This window comes from Pseudomonas lurida (assembly GCF_002563895.1).
In the GTDB taxonomy this organism is placed as follows: Bacteria; Pseudomonadota; Gammaproteobacteria; order Pseudomonadales; family Pseudomonadaceae; genus Aquipseudomonas; species Aquipseudomonas lurida.
Map to the genome: position 1 here is coordinate 1346100 of NZ_PDJB01000001.1, position 20310 is coordinate 1366409.

At 60.5% G+C, this 20310-nt stretch carries 23 protein-coding genes; 15 read left to right on the plus strand and 8 right to left on the minus strand.

Annotated elements, in window-relative coordinates:
- The first annotated feature begins 5 nt into the window (after positions 1-5).
- The 9 genes from ATH90_RS06060 to recX all read left to right on the plus strand — a co-directional run bounded on the left by ATH90_RS06060 (position 6) and on the right by recX (position 6598).
- On the plus strand, positions 6-1739 hold the full coding sequence (locus ATH90_RS06060; protein WP_098465877.1) for a phage tail tape measure protein: 1734 nt from the start codon (positions 6-8) through the stop codon (positions 1737-1739).
- Positions 1739-2122, plus strand: coding sequence for a phage tail protein (locus ATH90_RS06065; RefSeq protein WP_098465878.1), 384 nt, complete (start codon positions 1739-1741; stop codon positions 2120-2122). Before ATH90_RS06060 ends, ATH90_RS06065 begins: the two co-directional genes overlap by 1 nt.
- Complete coding sequence (locus ATH90_RS06070) at positions 2115-2327, plus strand: tail protein X (protein WP_098465879.1); 213 nt, start codon at positions 2115-2117, stop codon at positions 2325-2327. The genes ATH90_RS06065 and ATH90_RS06070 overlap by 8 nt, the downstream gene beginning before the upstream one ends.
- Positions 2328-2336: 9 nt before the next feature.
- Entirely contained in the window at positions 2337-3347 is a 1011-nt protein-coding gene (locus tag ATH90_RS06075; RefSeq protein ID WP_034102434.1) for a contractile injection system protein, VgrG/Pvc8 family, read from the plus strand.
- Positions 3348-3367: 20 nt separating this feature from the next.
- On the plus strand, positions 3368-3925 hold the full coding sequence (locus ATH90_RS06080) for a glycoside hydrolase family 19 protein (RefSeq protein WP_034102435.1): 558 nt from the start codon (positions 3368-3370) through the stop codon (positions 3923-3925).
- On the plus strand, positions 3913-4392 hold the full coding sequence (locus ATH90_RS06085) for a lysis system i-spanin subunit Rz (protein WP_098465880.1): 480 nt from the start codon (positions 3913-3915) through the stop codon (positions 4390-4392). The genes ATH90_RS06080 and ATH90_RS06085 overlap by 13 nt, the downstream gene beginning before the upstream one ends.
- A gap of 86 nt (positions 4393-4478) precedes the next feature.
- Complete coding sequence (locus ATH90_RS06090; RefSeq protein WP_034102437.1) at positions 4479-4979, plus strand: CinA family protein; 501 nt, start codon at positions 4479-4481, stop codon at positions 4977-4979.
- 84 nt (positions 4980-5063) lie between these two features.
- Positions 5064-6122 (plus strand): recombinase RecA, encoded by a 1059-nt coding sequence (recA, locus tag ATH90_RS06095; protein WP_003189042.1) that lies wholly within the window; start codon positions 5064-5066, stop codon positions 6120-6122.
- Between the two features lie 8 nt (positions 6123-6130).
- The gene (gene recX / locus ATH90_RS06100; RefSeq protein WP_098465881.1) at positions 6131-6598 is read left to right on the plus strand and encodes a recombination regulator RecX; all 468 of its coding nucleotides are present in this window, start codon (positions 6131-6133) and stop codon (positions 6596-6598) included.
- A gap of 63 nt (positions 6599-6661) precedes the next feature.
- Here recX and ATH90_RS06105 read toward each other — a convergent pair whose 3' ends face one another.
- Together ATH90_RS06105 and ATH90_RS06110 are read right to left on the minus strand one after the other, a co-directional pair.
- On the minus strand, positions 6662-7774 hold the full coding sequence (locus ATH90_RS06105) for an LOG family protein (protein ID WP_098465882.1): 1113 nt from the start codon (positions 7772-7774) through the stop codon (positions 6662-6664).
- Between the two features lie 381 nt (positions 7775-8155).
- Positions 8156-8596, minus strand: a complete 441-nt coding sequence (locus tag ATH90_RS06110; RefSeq protein WP_034102440.1) for a PA3611 family quorum-sensing-regulated virulence factor — start codon at positions 8594-8596, stop codon at positions 8156-8158.
- A gap of 179 nt (positions 8597-8775) precedes the next feature.
- Between ATH90_RS06110 and ATH90_RS06115 the strand changes: the two genes are divergently transcribed.
- From ATH90_RS06115 to ATH90_RS06125, 3 genes are all read left to right on the plus strand, one after another.
- Positions 8776-9495, plus strand: a complete 720-nt coding sequence (locus ATH90_RS06115; protein WP_069022050.1) for a tRNA-uridine aminocarboxypropyltransferase — start codon at positions 8776-8778, stop codon at positions 9493-9495.
- A gap of 254 nt (positions 9496-9749) precedes the next feature.
- Positions 9750-10400 carry a response regulator transcription factor ErdR gene (gene erdR, locus ATH90_RS06120; RefSeq protein WP_003189050.1) on the plus strand — a complete coding sequence of 217 codons (651 nt, stop codon included), beginning with the start codon at positions 9750-9752 and terminating at the stop codon, positions 10398-10400.
- 75 nt (positions 10401-10475) lie between these two features.
- Positions 10476-10838, plus strand: a complete 363-nt coding sequence (locus tag ATH90_RS06125; RefSeq protein WP_012722527.1) for a diacylglycerol kinase — start codon at positions 10476-10478, stop codon at positions 10836-10838.
- A 3-nt stretch (positions 10839-10841) separates the two neighbouring features.
- On the opposite strand, the gene ATH90_RS06130 is transcribed toward ATH90_RS06125, so the two are convergent.
- On the minus strand, positions 10842-11768 hold the full coding sequence (locus tag ATH90_RS06130; protein WP_010212678.1) for a LysR family transcriptional regulator: 927 nt from the start codon (positions 11766-11768) through the stop codon (positions 10842-10844).
- Positions 11769-11891: 123 nt separating this feature from the next.
- Between ATH90_RS06130 and fpr the strand changes: the two genes are divergently transcribed.
- Positions 11892-12671, plus strand: a complete 780-nt coding sequence (fpr, locus tag ATH90_RS06135; RefSeq protein ID WP_003189055.1) for a ferredoxin-NADP reductase — start codon at positions 11892-11894, stop codon at positions 12669-12671.
- A gap of 114 nt (positions 12672-12785) precedes the next feature.
- Here the strand turns inward: fpr and tsaA are convergent, their stop codons facing one another.
- From tsaA to rimO, 5 genes are all read right to left on the minus strand, one after another.
- Positions 12786-13481 (minus strand): tRNA (N6-threonylcarbamoyladenosine(37)-N6)-methyltransferase TrmO, encoded by a 696-nt coding sequence (gene tsaA / locus ATH90_RS06140; protein ID WP_098465883.1) that lies wholly within the window; start codon positions 13479-13481, stop codon positions 12786-12788.
- 70 nt (positions 13482-13551) lie between these two features.
- Positions 13552-14013, minus strand: a complete 462-nt coding sequence (locus ATH90_RS06145) for a YehS family protein (RefSeq protein WP_034102443.1) — start codon at positions 14011-14013, stop codon at positions 13552-13554.
- Between the two features lie 69 nt (positions 14014-14082).
- The gene (locus ATH90_RS06150) at positions 14083-14793 is read right to left on the minus strand and encodes an rRNA pseudouridine synthase (RefSeq protein WP_034102444.1); all 711 of its coding nucleotides are present in this window, start codon (positions 14791-14793) and stop codon (positions 14083-14085) included.
- 128 nt (positions 14794-14921) lie between these two features.
- A complete protein-coding gene (locus tag ATH90_RS06155; protein WP_034102445.1) occupies positions 14922-15392 on the minus strand; it encodes a GNAT family N-acetyltransferase in 471 nt (156 codons plus the stop codon).
- Between the two features lie 97 nt (positions 15393-15489).
- Complete coding sequence (rimO, locus tag ATH90_RS06160) at positions 15490-16830, minus strand: 30S ribosomal protein S12 methylthiotransferase RimO (RefSeq protein WP_003231334.1); 1341 nt, start codon at positions 16828-16830, stop codon at positions 15490-15492.
- A 289-nt stretch (positions 16831-17119) separates the two neighbouring features.
- On the opposite strand from rimO, the gene ATH90_RS06165 reads away from it, so the two are divergent.
- Complete coding sequence (locus tag ATH90_RS06165; RefSeq protein ID WP_069022057.1) at positions 17120-19021, plus strand: potassium transporter Kup; 1902 nt, start codon at positions 17120-17122, stop codon at positions 19019-19021.
- A gap of 149 nt (positions 19022-19170) precedes the next feature.
- Positions 19171-20277: an NADH:flavin oxidoreductase/NADH oxidase gene (locus ATH90_RS06170; RefSeq protein WP_034102448.1), complete on the plus strand. Its 1107-nt coding sequence runs from the start codon at positions 19171-19173 to the stop codon at positions 20275-20277.
- The last annotated feature ends 33 nt before the right edge of the window (positions 20278-20310 follow it).

Sequence of the window (20310 nt, forward strand, 5' to 3'; positions counted from 1 at the left end):
GCGGGATGCAAGACAAGTATTCGCTCGCGTATGCCATGGCCAAGGATGGCCGTGACATTTTCGGTGGCGCAGACGGCGAAAGGGATGCCGATCTCGCCCACCCGGGTGCCCTCGGGCCGAACGCCTCCGTCGATGCAGCAGCGCTGATGCCGCTTTCCGATACGACTCTGGCACTGGCCACCGCGGGCTTCAAACTTAACGAGCTCTCACAAGCGCTGGGCGTATTGCGCGAGAACGTGGATTCCCTTGTAACGTCTTTATCTTTGCTGAAGGCGGCTGATGCGCGTCCAGTGAAAACACAGGAACGTGCCGAAACGACGAAGGTCGCGGAATTTCGATCGACCTATTCTGAAGATCGGCGCCTTACGCGGGAGGCCATGACGGTCGGCGCCGGGCAATCTCTGGACCCGCTTGCAGCGCTGCGATATTCGAATGCCAATCTTTCGTTTGAGACAAAAGATACTTCGCAGAAGTCGATTACGGTGTTGCGGGAGGAGTCCACAGAGAGTGAAAAGCGGCTCTCTAAGACACTTGAGCCTGTGCCGATACTGCTGGAAGAAACGTGGCTGAAAACCAAGGCCGGGGTGATGGACACGGCCAACGATTTCGTCAGCGACTCGCCGACCGTCGCCAAAGCTGCCAAGACCGCTGAAGCTGTTATCTCACCCCTTGTATCCGGGCTTATGTCGGGGTTGGGGGAGACGATCAAGACCCGGGTTGCAGGCAACGTGGTCGATGTGACGCTTGGAAAGTTGCCTTACGTTGGCAAGTTGTTCCAAGACGGTGGCTACGGTAAGGAAAAAGCCACGGGCAAGGAGTGCTGCTGCCCAGGTGCACTGTCTCTCGGTGCCGGTACCGGCGCAGTGCTTGATGCGTCGATGGCAAAGCTGCCAGACACCATTGGCGACACGGTGCGGGACAATGACAAGGCACGCCCTGGGCGTCGACCCAAGCAGCAGCGGGGCAAGTCTCGCTCGCCTGGCAAAGCCGATTCACGTGCAGCCAAGGCGAGCGTCCCCGGCAAGTCGGTGGCGCTCAAATCGCAACCTGCTGCCCCACGGCTTAATGCGATGGGCCAACCGCTGGTACCGTTCGATGCAAAAAAGGCGAGCCAGGCTTCAGTCAAACTCCCAGGCAGTTCGTTTTCCTCCTACACGGCGGCACCTTCAGCAAGCCAGCGCCTGGCTCGACGTTCGGGCAAAGGCGTCGCGGCGAGCGTGTCGGGAGCGCTTGCCAAACTGGAGTCGGTCGGTGGCCGTCGCCTTGGCCCGATGAAATATGTCGACACCGCCATGGTCGTTGCCCAGGGCGTCAGCAATGGCGATGCAAAAGCCATCGGCAGCGGCCTGAGTACAGCCGGTGGCGCTTGGGCAGGAGCCTCTGCCGGCGCGGCGATCGGGACAATGATTTTCCCCGGCGTCGGCACCGCTGTTGGTGGCGCGATTGGTGGCCTGCTTGGCAGTGAAGCCGGCACCTGGCTCGGTGACAAATTGTTCGGCCCAGGCGACCGCCTGCCGCAACCAAGCACGGTGAGCAAGGAACTCAACGCGGCGCGCACGGACAACGTGCAAGTCACCCTCGCCCCGAGCATCCAGATCACTGGCGTGAACCCCGCTGATGCCCAGCAGGTGGTCAATCAGGTCATCCAGGCCCTGCAATTCCAATGCATGCCAATGGTTACCGACACCTTGGGCGTTCGGCGCAATGCGGCACTGACCGATCCAGCAGGAGGTGACTGATGAGACAGCAAATGGTACTCGGCGACTTTATTTTTGGTTTGTCCCGAGGGTTTGCCTATGCCTCGCTGGTGCGTACCAGCGATGGCGGCTGGAGTGACCTGTCGATTATTGCCAGCAAATCCCAGTCGCGACAAAGCGGGCAAAAGCTGGAAAAACTCACGTTCAGCGGCACCGCCATGTATGCCATCGGCATGCAGCGCCTGGACGAACTGCGTGCGCTGCAAAATACCCGGGCGCCGTTGACGCTGGTCGATGGCATCGGTCGCAACTGGGGCCTGTGGCGCATCAATACGATCACGGAAACCCAAAGTAATGTGATCGACGATGGCACCGCTATCGTCATGGCCTGGACCCTGGAGCTGGAGGAGTTCGTCAATGCGTAAAGTACGAAGTATTGCCGGTGACTCGGTCAACCTGTTGCTCTATCGCGAGCTGGGACGTTGCGATGACGCGGCCGAAGAAACCCTCTGGCGTGCGAACCCGGACCTGGCCGAATACGGCCCGGTACTGCCGGCCGGCGTATCGGTGACCGTGCCAGAAATGGCCTCGCGGTCAGCGCCACTGCGGCCTGTTTCGGCCTGGGATTAAGGAGGCGATATGGCACAGGGATTTACCCCGATCGTGGAGTTCTACGGCGCCAACGCGGCGCTGCTCAATCAACGCCTGATGCACTGGAGCCACACCGACGCCGCAGGGATCGAGGCTGACCGGCTCGAACTGACACTGAGTATCGAAGGGCTCGAAGGGCTGCCCAGCCTGAGTGGAAAGATCGGCCTGCGGGTTGGTTATCAGGAGTCGGGACTGGTGGAAAAGGGCGAATTTGTCGTCACCCAGCGAACCCCGGTGCTGTTCCCCATGCGGCTGATGATCGTAGCAACCGCTGCACCCTTCAGCGCTACGGATGCCAGTGGCTATCGCCAGCGTCGATCCGCCAGCTACGGGCCGACCACCCTCGGCGCGTTGTTTCGCCAATTGGTCAGCCGGCACGGCTTTTCACCGCGTGTGGCGCCGGCGCTGGAAGGTATTGCGATTCCTCACATCGACCAGTCCAACGAGAGCGATATGGCATTCATCACCCGCCTGGCTACGCGTTACGGCGCAGTGACCAAACCGATCAACGAGCTGTATGTGTTGGCCGAAGCCGGGCGGGCCAAGTCGCTTTCGGGCCAATTGCTACCGGAAGTGAGATTGTCCGTGACCGCCGACAACCGGCCCGGCGAACAGGCGTTCATCACCGCCAGGCTCGACGAAAAAAACCGCGCCAAATACCAGGGTTGCCGTGTCACTTGGTGGGATGCCGCCGCCGGCAAGCGGCGTGTGGTTCAAGTCGGCAATGCTCCTTTCAAAACCCTGCGCCAACCCTGCCAGAACGAAGATGAGGCCCGTGCCGTGGCCGAAGGCGAACTTCGAAGGGTAGGGCGCGAAGGTTTGAAGTTGCAGATCGATTGCCCGGGCAACCCGCTGCTTGCGGCTGAAGGGTTGCTGTTGCTGGATGAAACCTGGCCTTCGTATATGCAGGGGCAATGGTCGATAAAACAGGTGGTGCATGTCGGCGATCCGGCAACGGGTTATCGCAGTTCGATCACGGCATGTGGGCTGTCGGTGTAGTGACTTTCAAAGGTAAACCCATGGTGATTTCTCTCCCTCAACTGCTTCAAGTGATGCCAGGAGCCCGCTTGAGGGCCGACATGTTCATAACGGCTCTAAATGCAGCGTTGAATCAATATTCAATCAACAGCTTAAAGCGCACCGCTGCCTTCCTCGCCCAAATCGGCCATGAGTCCGGCCATTTTCGCTACGTTCGCGAACTCGGCAGCGATCAATACCTGAGCAAATACGACACTGGCACCCTGGCTGCGCGCTTGGGCAATACCCCCGAAGCCGACGGTGACGGCCAGAGGTATCGAGGGCGTGGGCTTATCCAGATCACGGGGCGCCGCAACTACCTGGCCTGCAGCCAGGCACTGTTCGGGGACGATCGCCTGTTGCGACAACCCGAATTATTGGAGCAACCGCAATGGGCGTGTGAGTCGGCCGCCTGGTTCTGGCAAAGCAATGGCCTGAACGAATTGGCCGACAACGACCAGTTCACCACCATCACGCGGCGTATCAACGGCGGGCTCAATGGGCTGGAGGACCGTTTGCGCCTGTGGGCGCGTGCCAAGGCGGTGTTATGCGTGTCTTAGGCACGTGCCGCCTGATCGGCATATGCCTGCTGGTGGCTGTTGTCTGGCAGGTGCAGGCGTGGCGATATGGGGCGCGCATTGAACGCTTGTCGGCAACACAGGCGCAGGCTGCCCTGCATCAACAACAGGCCGAACAGGCCAAACGGCAGGCCCTGGAGCAACAGCTCAATGCCAGTGATCAACAACATGCTCGGGAGTTGAGCGATGCGCAACGTAATCAAGCGGCTTTGCGTGACCGCCTGGCCACTGCTGATGTGCGGCTGTCAGTCCTTCTCGACGCTACCGACGCCGCCAGTGGCTGTTCACTGCCAACCCCCGCCCCCGCCGGCAGCGTGGTTCATGCAGCCCCGCGAGCCCGACTTGACCCGGCGCATGCTCGGCGAATTATCGGCATCACCGACGACGGTGATAACGCCCTGATTGCCTTGCGCGCCTGCCAGGCCTACGTGCGCGCGGTCGCCCGCTAATCTCTTGTTCCATTCTGTCGCTTGCATGCGCGATTTGCTCCTGTAGGGTAGGCAAACACGCCCCCCCCCCACTTCTGGAGACGACCGTGAAGGAAATCACTCAACTGGCTGCTGAACTGGGTCGCCGCCTGCAGGTGCTCAACGCCCATGTCACCACGGCCGAGTCCTGCACCGGTGGCGGTATCGCGGAGGCCATCACGCGGATCCCGGGAAGCTCGGCCTGGTTCGAGGCGGGTTACGTTACCTATTCCAACCGCCAGAAGACCCGGCAGTTGAATGTGCCGGAAGCGTTGTTTCCAAGAGTGGGTGCGGTCAGCCAGGAAGTGGTGGAGGCGATGGTCCGTGGCGCACAGGAAAAAAGCCTGGCGCGATTTGCCGTGGCGGTCAGTGGCGTGGCGGGGCCGGATGGGGGCTCGCCAGACAAACCGGTGGGCACCGTGTGGCTCGCCTTTGGCGTTGGCGAGGAGCTGACCGCCGAGCTGCAACACTTCCCTGGCAGCCGCGATGAGGTTCGCCGACAAACGGTAAAGGCCGCGTTAGAGGGGTTGTTGCGACGAGCTGCAGCAGAAATAGACAATCAGGGGTAGGCGATCTCCGATCTTTGTGGAACAATACTGTCTACTTATACAGGTGTTGGCCGACCAGGCCTTATTGATTACGTGAGGACTTTAATGGACGACAACAAGAAGAAAGCCTTGGCTGCGGCCCTGGGTCAGATCGAACGTCAATTCGGCAAGGGTGCCGTAATGCGTATGGGCGATCACGACCGTCAGGCGATCCCGGCTATTTCCACTGGCTCTCTGGGTCTGGACATCGCGCTCGGCATTGGCGGCCTGCCAAAAGGCCGTATCGTTGAAATCTACGGTCCTGAATCTTCCGGTAAAACTACCCTGACCCTGTCGGTGATTGCCCAGGCGCAGAAAATGGGCGCCACCTGTGCGTTCGTCGACGCCGAGCACGCACTGGACCCTGAATACGCCGGTAAGCTGGGCGTTAACGTCGATGACCTGCTGGTTTCCCAGCCGGACACCGGTGAGCAAGCCTTGGAAATCACCGACATGCTGGTGCGCTCCAACGCCATCGACGTGATCGTGGTCGACTCCGTGGCTGCCCTGGTACCCAAGGCTGAAATCGAAGGCGAAATGGGCGACATGCACGTGGGCCTGCAAGCCCGCCTGATGTCCCAGGCGCTGCGTAAAATCACCGGTAACATCAAGAACGCCAACTGCCTGGTGATCTTCATCAACCAGATCCGTATGAAGATCGGCGTGATGTTCGGCAGCCCGGAAACCACCACCGGTGGTAACGCGCTGAAGTTCTACGCTTCGGTCCGTCTGGATATCCGCCGTACTGGCGCGGTGAAGGAAGGTGACGAGGTTGTCGGTAGCGAAACCCGCGTTAAAGTCGTGAAGAACAAAGTGGCCCCGCCTTTCCGTCAGGCCGAGTTCCAGATTCTCTACGGCAAGGGTATCTACCTGAATGGCGAGATGATCGACTTGGGCGTTCTGCATGGTTTCGTCGAGAAGTCCGGCGCTTGGTATGCTTACAACGGCAGCAAGATCGGTCAGGGCAAAGCCAACTCGGCCAAGTTCCTGGCGGACAACCCGGACATCGCTGCCACGCTTGAGAAGCAGATCCGTGACAAGCTGCTCACCGCAGCGCCAGACGTGAAAGCTGCCGCCAACCGTGAGCCGGTTGAAGAAGTGGAAGAAGCTGACACTGATATCTGAACCAAACGATGACTGTTGTACTGGATACACTCGTCGCCGTTCGGCGCACTGCGATGGACCTGCTCGCTCGCCGCGAGCACGGTCGAGTCGAGCTGACGCGTAAACTGCGTCAGCGCGGCGCGGAGCCCGAGATGATCGAAACGGCCCTCGACCGTTTGACGGAAGAGGGGCTGCTTTCCGAATCCCGTTACCTCGAGAGTTTTGTCTCCTACCGAGCCCGCTCTGGCTACGGCCCGGCGCGTATTCGTGAAGAACTAAGCCAGCGCGGTCTGCAACGTGCGGATATCGACCTTGCCCTGCGTGAGTGCGGTATCAGTTGGCAGGCGCAGCTGGAGGAGACCTGGCGTCGCAAGTTTTCTGGCCATCTTCCGATTGATGCCAGGGAACGTGCGAAGCAGGGTCGATTCCTGAGTTATCGCGGTTTTTCGATGGAGATGATCAGTCGCTTGTTGAGCGGTCGGGGTATGGACGACTGAATTAGCTAAAAAACAAAAGACCCACTATGAAAATAGTGGGTCTTTTTTTTTGCCCGCAGAAAATTACGCCGGCTCCGGTGCCACCCGTTGCTGCGCCTTCCCCTGTGCCTGCGCCCAGTTCTCCGGCAGGTTGATGTAGTCGACCAACTCCCGCAGCCGGCCCTGGTCGCGACCATTGAAATTGAACACCAAGCGCGTCAAATGGCTGTACTTCGGCTCATCATGTTCCTCGCCGGTATACGCCAGTTGTTGGAACTCTCCACTCAGCCGCAAGCTGGCGAACTCACTTTGTAGATGGGCCAATGCCCGATCACTGAGCGGATGATGCATGCGCACTACAAATTCACGCTTCAACCAACGAGTGGAGTGGAAGTTGGCATAAAACTGGTTGATCTCTTCCACCGCCTCTTCTGCGCTGTACACCAGGCGTACCAGCTTGAGGTCGGTGGGCAGGATGTAGCGATTGGCTTCCAGCTGGCTGCGGATAAAGTCCAGGGCGCCTTGCCAGAACCCGCCGCCTGGTGCGTCCAGCAACACCACGGGTACCAGGGGGCTCTTGCCGGTCTGGATCAGGGTAAGGACTTCCAGCGCTTCATCCAGTGTGCCGAAGCCGCCGGGGCACAGCACCAGTGCATCGGCTTCCTTGACGAAGAACAGCTTTCGGGTAAAGAAAAAGTGGAATGACAGCAGATTCTCAGTGCCATCGATGGTTGGGTTGGCATGCTGTTCAAACGGCAGGGTGATGTTAAACCCCAGGCTGTGTTCCAAGCCTGCGCCTTCGTGGGCGGCGGCCATGATGCCACCGCCGCCGCCGGTGATCACCATTAGGTCCGAGCGCGACAGGGCTGCGCCGACTTCACGGGCCAGGGCGTACAGCGGGCTCTCTGCTGGCGTGCGGGCAGAGCCAAACACCGTGACCTTGCGGCGGCCCTTGAACTGTTCCAGTACGCGGAAAGCGTGGTCCAGTTCGCGGATGGCTTGCAGGGTTATCTTGGCGTTCCAGCGGTTGCGGTCGTCCTGGGCCATGCGCAGCACGGTGAGGATCATGTCGCGATACAGCGGGATGTTCGGACTGTTTGGCGCGATCAGCTGGAGTTGAGCTTCGACCTGCTGCGTGAGGTCGGCGCCGTTATCTTCAAAATGCCGGAGCAGGCTGTCGTTCGGTTCGTAAGGCATTCAACGTCTCCTTCTTCACAGAGGCAGGGCCTGCGGCGAGAAATTCGTCCGGGGGCCGCGACACTGCATGTGTCGCTGCATGCCCAAGGCATTGCACATGTTCGCCGGGCGGAAAACGGCCTCTGTATGTTCCTTGTGATTTAAAAAACTTTTGCACTGCAAGTTGCAGGAGGGCAACCCTCTTTTGCCCTGAAAATGTTACGGAACGGCGTGAAAACCGTGGTGAACGGGCGATTGGGATAGCTTGATCATGGGCCGAAAAACCCTTGGCTGGCAACCGCTTATTGGTCACTCATCAAGGAGTTTAGCCGCTTACGCAGAGATGACGCTGGGGGGGGCGTGCGCGCCACTGGACAGCAGCGCGCGAGGGTCAGGCAGCGATTACTTTTTCTTCTTCGCCGCAGCCGGTGCCGGGCAATCCGCTTCCACGAACTTCACCGAGGCCACAGGGCGGTTGGTCTTGTTCTCGGTGATTTCGTAGCGCATTACAGCGCCCTTGGCCATCAGTTCGCGGTAGCCTTTGTTCAGGCAAACGCTCTGGCCGAGCTGGAAATACACGGCCTTTGGGTTGGCGCGCATCTGCTCGGCGCGGTCGGGCAAGACGCTCAGGTGATCGATCAGTTGCATGCCTTCTACGGTGTAGGCCACTTCCAGGGTTTTTTCGTCGATTTCCCGGGGCAGGTCCTTGTTGCTCTCGGCCGCGACGCTTTGCAGCTTCCTGTTCATTTGGGCCTCCAGCAGCGAGGCCGCCTGGGCGCACACGGGCAATACCAGCGCGAGGGCGACGGATGGGGCGACAAAACGCAGCATGGAACGCAGCATGAAACTCTCCTGATTCGGTTACTGGTGCATAGACCAGCCACTGCGCCGTGCGTTCAGTGGCGCACAATTATAGGTGAGCCTCTGCCACTACAGCCAGGCGTATCGCTGGTAAACTGCGGCCTCTTTAGCCTTCCAAGAGTTTTCACCGTGTCGATTGACCCGTCCCAACGGCGCCTGCGATGAGCCATGCCGTTTCCCGCCTGCGCACCCAGCGCCTGGCCCGCGCCGTCCGGCCGTTCCTCAACCGTGGCTCGCGCGCCGAACGTTGCCCAGGCTGCCGGGTGATCCCCGAGTACTGCCTGTGTGCGTGGCGACCGAGCGTCGCGGCGAAATCCGCCATGTGCCTGCTGATGCACGACGTCGAGCCCATGAAGCCCAGCAACACCGGCTGGCTGATCGCCGATGTCATCACCGACACCACGGCGTTCGCCTGGTCGCGCACTGAGGTCGACCCCGGATTGCTCACCTTGCTGGCCGACCCGCAGTGGCAGCCCTATATCGTGTTCCCCGGCGAATTCGTCGCCCCTGAGCGCGTAGTCAGCGAAGTGACAGTGGAGGAGGGCAAGCGCCCGCTGTTCATCCTGTTGGATGGCACTTGGAGCGAGGCGCGCAAGATGTTCCGCAAAAGCCCCTACCTGGAGCAACTGCCGGTACTCAGCCTGGCGCCGGAACAGCTGTCACGCTACAAGCTGCGCCGCTCAAAGCGCGACGATCATTTCTGTACCGCCGAAGTCGCCGCGCTGTGCCTTGAGTTGGCAGATGACCTCGCCGCCTGCGAAGTGCTGGATGCCTACCTGGACGTGTTCAGCACCCATTACCTGGCGGCCAAGTTCCAGTTACCCCTGGACCCGACGGACATCGTCCATACTCGTCTTGCGCCCTATATACCGGCGGTATAGCCAGACGACGTTTGCATGATGGCACCCTAAACTCGCACGCCGCTAAAATGCCCGTGGGCGTAGTGCTTGACCCCCCAGGCTACGCTGGGCATGCTGAGCGCCGATTGGGGTGCAACCGTGAATTTTTTCGATGTCGTTCCAGGTGCTTTTGACGTCGAGCGTGCCCTGTGGCGATGGCTGCCTGGCTGTCGCCTTGTGTACCGGTGAACCCTGAACCCATCAGGGCTGCCATAAAAAACAGGATCATTTAATCAATGGCCACATACGAAATCCTGATAGCCGATGACCACCCGCTGTTTCGCAGCGCGCTGCACCAAGCAGTGACCCTGGGTCTTGGCCCGGACGTGCGCCTGGTCGAAGTGGCCAGCATTGCCGAGCTGGAAGCCCGCCTCACCGAAAAATCCGACTGGGACCTGGTGCTGCTCGACCTGAATATGCCTGGTGCCTACGGTTTCTCCGGGCTGGTGCTGTTGCGTGGGCAATACCCGCAAATCCCCGTGGTGATGGTCTCGGCCCAGGAAGAAGCCGATGTGGTGGTGCGCTCCAAGGAGTTTGGTGCCAGCGGTTTCATTCCCAAGTCCAGCGCGATGGAAGATATCCAGAAAGCGGTACGTACCGTGCTGGACGGCGATGTGTCTTGGCCGCCGCAGGCGTTTGAAGAAATCAACGTGTCCGACGAAGCCAAGGCCGCCCGTGATGGCCTCGCCAGCCTGACGCCCCAGCAGTTCCGGGTGCTGACCATGGTCTGCGAAGGCTTGCTGAACAAGCAGATTGCCTACGAGCTGAGCGTGTCGGAAGCGACGATCAAGGCCCACGTGACGGCGATCTTCCGCAAGCTTGGCGTGCGCACGCGCACCCAGGCGGCGCTGCTCTTGCAACAACTTGAGTCAATTTCGCAGCACTAAGCTGTCACCGGTTCACGCTTTTTTGACTTTGCGTGATCTAGTTTCCCCACTCCTTTGGTTCAGTTGCCTACATCTATGTCGCCTTTCAAGGGTCAAACCGGTATCAAACGTATCTTCAACGCTGGGGGGTATTCCCTGGATGGCCTACGCGCAGCGTTCACCGGCGAGGCAGCCTTCCGCCAGTTGGTACTGCTCAACGTGATCCTGATCCCGGTGAGCTTTTTCCTGAATGTCAGCCGCGTCGAGCGGGCCTTGCTGATCGCCGTGTGCCTGCTGGCATTGATCGTCGAGTTGCTCAACTCGGCAGTGGAAGCGGCGATCGACCGTATTTCCCTGGACCGCCACCCGCTGTCGAAAAACGCCAAGGACATGGGCAGCGCCGCGCAGTTCGTTGCGCTGACCATGATTACCCTGGTGTGGGCCGTCATCCTGGTCTGACCCTCAGGCAATACTCGGCAGCACGATTTCGTCGCTGCGCTGGACCCCGGCGGTGAAGGCGCGGCAGAGCTCCAGGAACTCGCGCATTGCCGAGGTCTGGTACTTCTGTTTGTGCCAGATGAAGTAGAACTGCCGGGCCAGGTCCAGGTCCGGGGTTTCCACCGGCACCAGGCTGCCACGGCGGAACGCATCGCGCAGTGCCAGCCGCGAAATGCAGCCGATACCCAGTCCCGATTCCACCGCACGCTTGATGGCCTCGGTGTGTTCCAGTTCCAGGCGGATATTCAGCGCGCTGCGGTGATGGCGCATGGCTTGGTCAAACGTCAGGCGCGTGCCCGAACCCTGTTCCCGCAGGATCCACGCCTCATGGGTCAACTCATCCATGCTTGCCACGCCACGCTTGGCCAAGTGATGCTGCGGCGCGCAAAACACCACCAGCTCATCCTCGACCCAGGTTTGCACCTCGATATCCGGGTGGCTGCAGTCGCCTTCGATTAGACCCAGGTCAATTTCGTAATGCGCCACTTGGTGCACGATATGAGCAGTGTTCTGCACATGCAGCTTCACCTGGCTTTCCGGATGCTGCTGCATGAAGCTGCCGATCAGCAGCGTGGCCAGGTAGTTACCGATGGTGAGGGTCGCGCCAACTGCCAGGGAGCCAAAGCCGGACTTGCCGTTGAGCAGGTCCTCGATCTCCTTGGCCTGGTCCAGCAGCGCCACGGCCTGGGGCAACAGCTGATGACCGAGGGCGTTGAGGCTCAGGCGCTTGCCCGCGCGGTCGAATAATTGGCAGCTGGATTGACGCTCCAGCTCGGTGATCGAGGTGCTGGCGGCGGATTGAGATAAGGCCAGAAGGCCAGCAGCGCGCGAGACGCTTTCCTGCTGGGCGACGGCGACGAAGACTTGCAGTTGACGGAGAGTAAATCGCATATCGATATAACCGATAACCCTTATCTTAATAATCCAGTTAACAGATATTGTCGCCGCCATTAGAATGCTGTGCAATTGCGCAACTACATTTGGCGCAGACCCATTTCCAGGAGTCCCCCGTACATGAGCAACATGAACCACGAGCGTGTCCTCAGTGTTCATCACTGGAACGACACTCTGTTCAGCTTCAAGTGCACCCGCGATCCGGGCCTGCGCTTCGAGAACGGTCAGTTCGTGATGATCGGCCTGCAACAACCCAATGGCCGCCCGCTCATGCGCGCTTACTCCATTGCCAGCCCGAACTGGGAAGAGCATCTGGAGTTCTTCAGCATTAAAGTGCCAGATGGCCCGCTGACTTCCCAATTGCAGCATTTGAAGGAAGGCGACGAGATCATCATCAGCAAGAAACCGACAGGCACCCTGGTGCTTGACGATTTGAAGCCGGGCAAACACCTGTACCTGCTCAGCACCGGTACTGGCCTTGCTCCCTTCATGAGCGTGATCCAGGACCCGGAAACCTACGAGCGTTTCGAAAAAGTGATCCTGTGCCACGGCGTGCGTTACGTCAACGAAGTCGCCTACCGCGAATTCATCACCGAGCACCTGCCGCAGAACGAATTCTTCGGCGAGGCCCTGCGTGACAAGTTGATCTACTACCCGACTGTCACCCGCGAGCCGTTCGAAAACGAGGGCCGCCTGACCGACCTGATGCGCAGCGGCAAGCTGTTCAGCGACATCGGCCTGCCGCCGATCAACCCCGAAGACGACCGCGCGATGCTGTGCGGCAGCCCAAGCATGCTGGACGAAACCAGCGAAGTGTTGAACAGCTTCGGTCTGAAAGTTTCGCCACGGATGCGTGAGCCGGGCGATTACCTGATCGAACGGGCGTTCGTCGAGAAATAAGCACTGACCCAATAATGTGGGAGCTGGTTTGCCTGCGATTGCAGACCTCGGTTCAACTAAAGACCGAGGCGTCTGCATCGCAGGCAAGCCCGCTCCCACACTGGTTTTTGGGGTTTATCCAGCCGCAAGCACTTCCAGCACGCAAATCACCCCGGTCTCGGGATAGTGCCAACGCACATCCACATCCCAGAACTGTGCACCGTATTCGCGCTCTGGCCCTGGCGTCTGGTACGCCGGCCGTGGATCCTGTGCCAGGCACTGATCAATCAGTTCCACCAGGGGCTCGCCAAGGCGTTGGGCGTGGCTTTGTGCCTGTTGCAGGGCGGTCTTCAGCCACTGCACGGGGATCAGCTGCGGCGCGCCGCTGGCAATCTCATTGGTGGCCGTGTCGACGATGTCGGCATACGGCACATACGGCTTGATATCCAGCACCGGCGTGCCATCCAGCAAGTCGATTCCGGAAATCCACAGGCGGCCCGGTTCCACCTTGTCCAGCTTCACCACCGACTGGCCAATGCCATTGGGGCGATGAGTCGCGCGGGTGGCGAACACGCCCATTGACGTGTTGCCGCCCAGGCGCGGAGGGCGCACTTTCAGGCGAGGCTTGTCTTCCAGCGCCTGGTGGAACAGGAACAGCAGCCACACATGGCTGACCTGCTCCAGGCCCTGCACCGCTTCACCGCCGTCGAACGGCGCCACCAGCTCCAGCACGCCACGGGCGGCTGGCGCCAGCTGCGGTTGGCGGGGGATGGCGAACTTCTCCTTGAAGCAGGAGCGCACGAAGCCGACGGGCGAGACGGGGTAGGTCATTTCTGAAGCCTCAAGTTACAAGCTGCAAGCCACAGGCGTTTAACGTGCGGCTTGAGGCTCGTCGCTGTTCTCAAGCCCTGACGCGCAGCGTCAGCCCCTTGAGGAAGTTACGCAGCAACTGGTCGCCACACGGGCGGTAGTTGGTGTGGCCGAACTTGCGGAACAAGGCGCTCAGCTCAGGTTTGGACACCGGAAATTCAGCGGCCTTGAGGATGGCGTGCATGTCGTCTTCTTTCAGCTCGAAGGCCACACGCAGCTTCTTGAGGATGATGTTGTTGGTCACCGGTGTCTCGATCGGCTGCGGCGGGCGGCTTTCGTCCTTGCCGCGCTTGAAGATCACCAGGCCATCGAGGAAGTGGGCCATGACTTCATCCGGGCAGAACACGAAGCCTTCTTCCTCGTCCTTCTTGAGGTAGGTCAGCAGGTCGTCCTTGGTCACTTCCATGCCGCCGAGCTTGATGATCTCGACCATCTTGTTGTCGCTGATGTCGAGCATGTAGCGCACGCTGCGCAGTACGTCGTTGTGAATCATGGTAGGCAATCCTGGTATTCAACTGAGGACACCGCCACAGTGGGGCGGTGTCGAGAAAAGGGCCGCGGCTTAGAACTTCTCTTTGCCGGACAGGTAGCGCCATTGGCCGACCGGCACCTTGCCGATGGACACGCCGCCGATGCGGATGCGGCGAATGGCGATGACTTTCAGGCCAACCGCTTCGCAGAACAGCGCGATCACGCCAGGCTGCGGGTTTTTCATCGCAAAGCGCAGGCGGTTTTCGTTCTGCCAGCTGGCTTTGACGGCCGGCAGCTCCTTGCCTTTGTAGGTCAGGCCGTGGTTCAGGCGGTTGAGACCGTGGGCAACCATGTCGCCTTCGACTTCCACCACGTATTCCTGCTCGATCTTGGCGGCGTCGGCGGTCAACTTGCGCAGGATCTTCCAGTCCTGGGTAAACACCAGCAGGCCGCTGGCCTTGGCTTGCAGGTCGGCGCTGGCGGTGAGGCGCAGGAAATGGCCCTTGAGTGGGCGCTTGCCGAAGCGGTGTTCTTGCGAGAGCGTCTCGGCGCTGATCGACGCCATGGCGGTTTCGGCATCCACGCCGGCCGGGGCGTTCAGCAGGATGGTCACCGGTTCTGGCGCGGTGGCCTTCGCGTCGGGGTCGAGCTCGACCTTCTGGGTGGTGACCTTGAACTGAGGTTCGTCGATCACTTCACCGTCCACCGAGACCCAGCCGCCTTCGATGAACAGCTCAGCCTCCCGACGGGAGCAACCGACCAGTTCGATAAGGCGTTTGGAGAGGCGTATGGGGTCAGTCATGACAGGGGCCGTAGCAAAAGGGGGCAGCTATTGTACCTGCCTGGCGCCGGTTAATCCCGGCCCCATTTCAGTGCTGTCGCTTTTTGTGGGCCCAGGCACGCCAGCACCCACAGGTGTTCTGCGGTTCGTCAGCCGCTGCGCAGGTGTTGCTGCTGGCGCAAACGCATATGCAGCAACGGATAGGGCTGGCCCAGGCCGTCATGCTCCGTGCGCCCGATCACCTCGAACCCCTGTTTGAGGTAGAAGCCCAAGGCCTGGGGATTCTGCTCGTTCACTTCCAGCTCGTCGGCGTTCATGTGCTCGATCGCATAGCGCAGCAATTGCCGGCCAAGGCCTTGGCCCCGGTGCTGCGGGTCGATAAACAGCATCTCGACCTTGCCCGCGGCGACACCGGCAAACCCGGTGATGCGTTGGTACGAGTCTTTGGTGCAAATCAGCATCACTGTGTCCAGGTAGTGAGTCAGCACCAGGTTCCTCAGTAGCTCGATGTAGCTGTCCGGCAGGAAATCATGGGTAGCCCGCACCGAGGACTCCCAGATTTCAGTCAGTTTTTGATAATCACTGGATTTAGGTGTGTGGATAACCGAATGCCGACGCATGCTCGCTGCCCCTGCCGATGATTGGCGATGGGCAAACGATAGACCTAAAAAAGCCCCACATCTTGATCAGATGCAGGGCTTTTTACAGTGTTACCGATCAGTCGCGCTTTTCAGCCCACAGGTCGTATTCGTCGGCATCGGTCACGGTGCACCAGACCTTGTCGCCCGGCTTCAGGCCGCTGGCGTCGTCGATAAAGACGTTACCGTCGATTTCCGGCGCATCGAAGAAGCATCGGCCAACGGCGCCTTGCTCATCGACTTCGTCGATCAGTACTTCGATTTCCTTGCCGATGCGCAGTTGCAGGCGCGCCGAGCTGATGGCCTGCTGGTGCGCCATGAAACGCTCCCAACGGTCCTGCTTGACGTCGTCCGGCACCACGGCCAGGTCCAGCAGGTTGGCCGGGGCACCTTCAACCGGCGAGTACTGGAAGCAGCCGACGCGGTCCAGCTGGGCTTCGGTCAGCCAGTCCAGCAGGTACTGGAAGTCTTCCTCGGTTTCGCCGGGGAAGCCGACGATGAAGGTCGAGCGGATGATCAGTTCCGGGCAGATCTCGCGCCAGTTCTTGATGCGCGCCAGGGTCTTGTCTTCGAAAGCGGGGCGTTTCATGGCCTTGAGCACTTTCGGGCTGGCGTGCTGGAACGGGATGTCCAGGTACGGCAGGATCTTGCCGGCAGCCATCAGCGGGATCAGCTCGTCCACATGCGGGTACGGGTAGACATAGTGCAGGCGCACCCACACACCCAGGCTGCTGAGGGCTTCGCACAGTTCGGTCATGCGGGTTTTCACCGGCGCGCCGTTCCAGAAACCGGTGCGGTATTTCACGTCGACGCCGTAGGCGCTGGTGTCCTGGGAGATCACCAACAGCTCTTTGACGCCGGATTTGACCAGGCGCTGGGCCTCGTCCAGTACGTCGCCGACTGGGCGGCTCACCAGCTTGCCGCGCATCGACGGAATGATGCAGAAGCTGCAGCTGTGGTTGCAGCCTTCGGAAATCTTCAGGTAGGCGTAATGGCGTGGTGTCAGCTTGATGCCTTGCGGCGGCACCAGGTCGATCAGCGGGTTGTGGTCCTGGCGCGGTGGCACGACTTCGTGCACCGCGTTGACCACCTGCTCGTACTGCTGCGGGCCGGTCACGGCCAGCACGCTCGGGTGCACGTTGCGGATATTGCCTTCTTCCACGCCCATGCAGCCGGTCACGATGACCTTGCCGTTTTCCTTGATGGCTTCGCCGATCACTTCCAGGGACTCTGCCTTGGCCGAGTCGATGAAGCCGCAGGTGTTGACCACCACCACGTCGGCGTCCTGGTAGGTGGACACAACGTCATAGCCTTCCATACGCAGTTGCGTGAGGATGCGCTCGGAGTCGACCAGAGCCTTCGGGCAACCCAGGGAAACAAAGCCAACCTTGGGGTTGGCCTTTGCGATGGTGGTGGACATGTCTAACCTCGGTATTGAATGACGCCGCCAGTCGGGCACGACAGGGCTGCGGACGGGCGCTTGGTGCGCCTCTGATCAAAAAGTGCGCAATTCTAGCGACGGGCAACGCACTTGACCAGCTTTATGCGGGGAAATGCGACGAGTGCTGCGCTATGCTTCGCGCCGTTGCATACGGGTAAAAGCCCGGGGTCAATAAAACGTCTGTTACGAGAAGTAAAACAGCGCATGCTACGGTCAGCTTAGACGCGTTGTTTATAAAAGACCTCAGGTCAAAGGGCAGGAGTGGTTGATGGGTCACGCGAGTAGTCAGGCAGCAGGTGCCGAGGAATCAAATGCCAAGCCGATCGGCATGCTGGTGGCAGCGGTCGGGGTGGTTTATGGCGATATCGGGACCAGTCCGCTCTACACCCTTAAAGAGGTGTTCAACGGAGGGTATGGGGTTCAGGTCAACCATGACGGCGTGCTGGGGATCCTGGCGCTGATCTTCTGGTCACTGATCTGGGTGGTCTCGATCAAATACATGCTCTTCGTGCTGCGCGCCGACAACCAGGGCGAGGGCGGTATTATGGCGCTCACTGCACTGGCACGACGAGCGGCGGGGGAGCGCAAGAAACTGCGCAGTTTCCTGGTGGTATGTGGCCTGTGCGGCGCGGCGCTGTTCTACGGCGACAGCATGATCACCCCGGCGATTTCAGTATTGTCGGCCATTGAAGGCCTGGAATTGGCGTTCGACGGCCTGGAAAAGTGGGTGGTGCCGATCGCGCTGGTGGTGCTGGTAGCGCTGTTTCTCATCCAGAAACACGGCACGGACCGTATCGGCAAGCTGTTCGGTCCGGTGATGGTGACATGGTTCCTGGTCCTCGGCGGTCTCGGTGTGTATGGCATCACCCTGCACCCTGAGGTGCTCAACGCGCTGAATCCGATGTGGGGCGTGCGTTTCTTCGAGGCTCACCCAGGCATAGGCGTGGCCATCCTCGGCGCGGTGGTACTGGCATTGACCGGCGCCGAGGCGCTGTACGCCGACATGGGGCACTTCGGCCGCAAACCCATCGCCCGTGCGTGGTTCATGCTGGTGTTGCCGGCGCTGGTGCTCAACTATTTCGGCCAGGGCGCCATGCTGCTGGGCGATCCGGAGGCAGCGCGCAACCCGTTCTACCTCCTCGCCCCGAGCTGGGCGCTGATCCCGCTGGTCGTGTTGTCCACCCTGGCTACGGTGATTGCATCCCAGGCAGTCATTTCCGGTGCGTTCTCATTGACCCGCCAGGCGATCCAGCTGGGTTACATCCCGCGCATGCATATCCAGCACACCTCGAGTGCCGAGCAGGGCCAGATCTACATCGGCGCGGTGAACTGGTCGCTTATGGTCGGTGTGATCCTGCTGGTGCTGGGTTTCGAATCCTCCAACGCATTGGCATCGGCCTACGGCGTGGCGGTGACCGGGACTATGCTGATGACCACCATCCTGGTGTCGGCCGTGATGCTGCTGCTGTGGAAATGGCCGCCGATCCTGGCCGTGCCCGTATTGGTGTGCTGCCTGTTGGTCGATGGGCTGTATTTTGCCGCCAACGTGCCGAAAATCATCCAGGGTGGCGCCTTCCCGGTCTTGGCGGGGATCGTGCTGTTCGTGCTGATGACCACCTGGAAACGCGGCAAGCAATTGCTGGTGGATCGCCTCGACGAAGGTGGCCTGCCATTGCCGATCTTTATCAGCAGTATTCGCGTGCAGCCGCCCCATCGGGTGCAGGGCACTGCGGTGTTCCTCACCGCTCGCCCGGACGCCGTGCCCCATGCGTTGTTGCACAACCTGCTGCATAACCAGGTGTTGCATGAGCAGGTGGTGATGTTGACGGTGGTCTACGAGGATATTCCGCGTGTGCCGGCCTCGCGGCGCTTTGAGGTGGATGCCTACGGGGAAGGTTTTTTCCGCGTGATCCTGCATTTCGGTTTTACCGACGAGCCGGACGTACCCGAGGCACTGAAGCTGTGCCATCTGGACGACCTGGATTTCAGTCCGATGCGCACCACCTATTTCCTCAGTCGTGAAACGGTGATCGCCTCGCGCATCAAGGGCATGGCCCGTTGGCGCGAAAGCTTGTTCGCGTTCATGTTGAAGAACGCCAACGGCAACCTGCGCTTCTTCAAACTCCCGGTAAACCGCGTGATCGAGCTGGGCACCCAGGTCGAGATGTAGACCGTCGCAGCACGGGGGCCGGCAATCGGCTCCCGCTTTCCTTTCTGAACCCTGTGCAATCCAGCGTTGTCGACTAGGCTCTAAGCACTGTCGTGCAGGAGCAAGGTTGCGCCTGCAAAAGTGCCCAAAATGCTAAGAAGAGGTGCGCCATGAGTCAGCTGCTCGAACCCTACACCCTCCGTCAATTGACCCTGCTCAACCGCATCGCCGTGTCGCCCATGTGCCAATACTCGAGCGTCGATGGCCTGGCCAATGACTGGCACCTCGTCCACCTTGGCAGTCGTGCAGTCGGCGGCGCCGGGTTGATTTTCACCGAAGCCACCGCCGTGACTGCCGATGGCCGCATCACCGCCGAAGACCTCGGCCTGTGGAACGATGAGCAGATCGAACCGCTGCAACGCATCACGCGGTTCATCGCAGCCCAGGGCGCCGTGGCCGGCATCCAGCTGGCTCATGCCGGGCGCAAGGCCAGCACCCATCGGCCCTGGATCGGCAAGCACGGCAGCGTCAAGCCGGAAGACGGCGGCTGGGTGCCGGTGGGGCCATCGCCGATTGCCTTCGACCCCCAGCACACCCAGCCCAAGCCGTTGGACGAAGGGCAGATCCAGCAAGTGATCGCCGATTTTGTTGCCGCGGCCAAGCGCGCGTTGACCGCAGGTTTCGAAGTGGCGGAAATCCACGCGGCCCACGGTTACCTGCTGCATCAATTCCTTTCGCCCATCAGCAACCAACGACAGGACCACTACGGCGGCTCGTTTGAAAACCGCATTCGCCTAGTGCTCGAAGTGACCCGTGCGGTGCGCGAGGTCTGGCCTCAGGAACTGCCGCTGTTTGTGCGGGTATCGGCCACCGACTGGGTGGAGGACGGCTGGAACCCGGATGAAACCGTGGAGCTGGCGCGCCGCCTGAAAGACCTGGGCGTCGACCTGATCGACGTCTCTTCCGGTGGCACCGCCGCCAATGCCGAGATTCCCACCGGCCCCGGCTACCAGACCCGCTTCGCCGAGCGGGTGCGCAAAGAGTCGGGTATTGCCACCGGCACTGTCGGCATGATTACCGAGCCCGCCCAGGCTGAGCACATCTTGCGCACCTGCCAGGCCGATATCATCTTCCTCGCCCGTGAGCTGTTACGTGACCCGTACTGGCCACTGCACGCCGACGATGACTTGGGCGGGCGCAAGGCCATCTGGCCGGCGCAATATCAGCGCGCGACCCATCGCGACCAGCCGATCCATGAGTCTGACTTGAGGGATTGAGCCGCATAACGTGCCACTGAAACCCACCCTGAC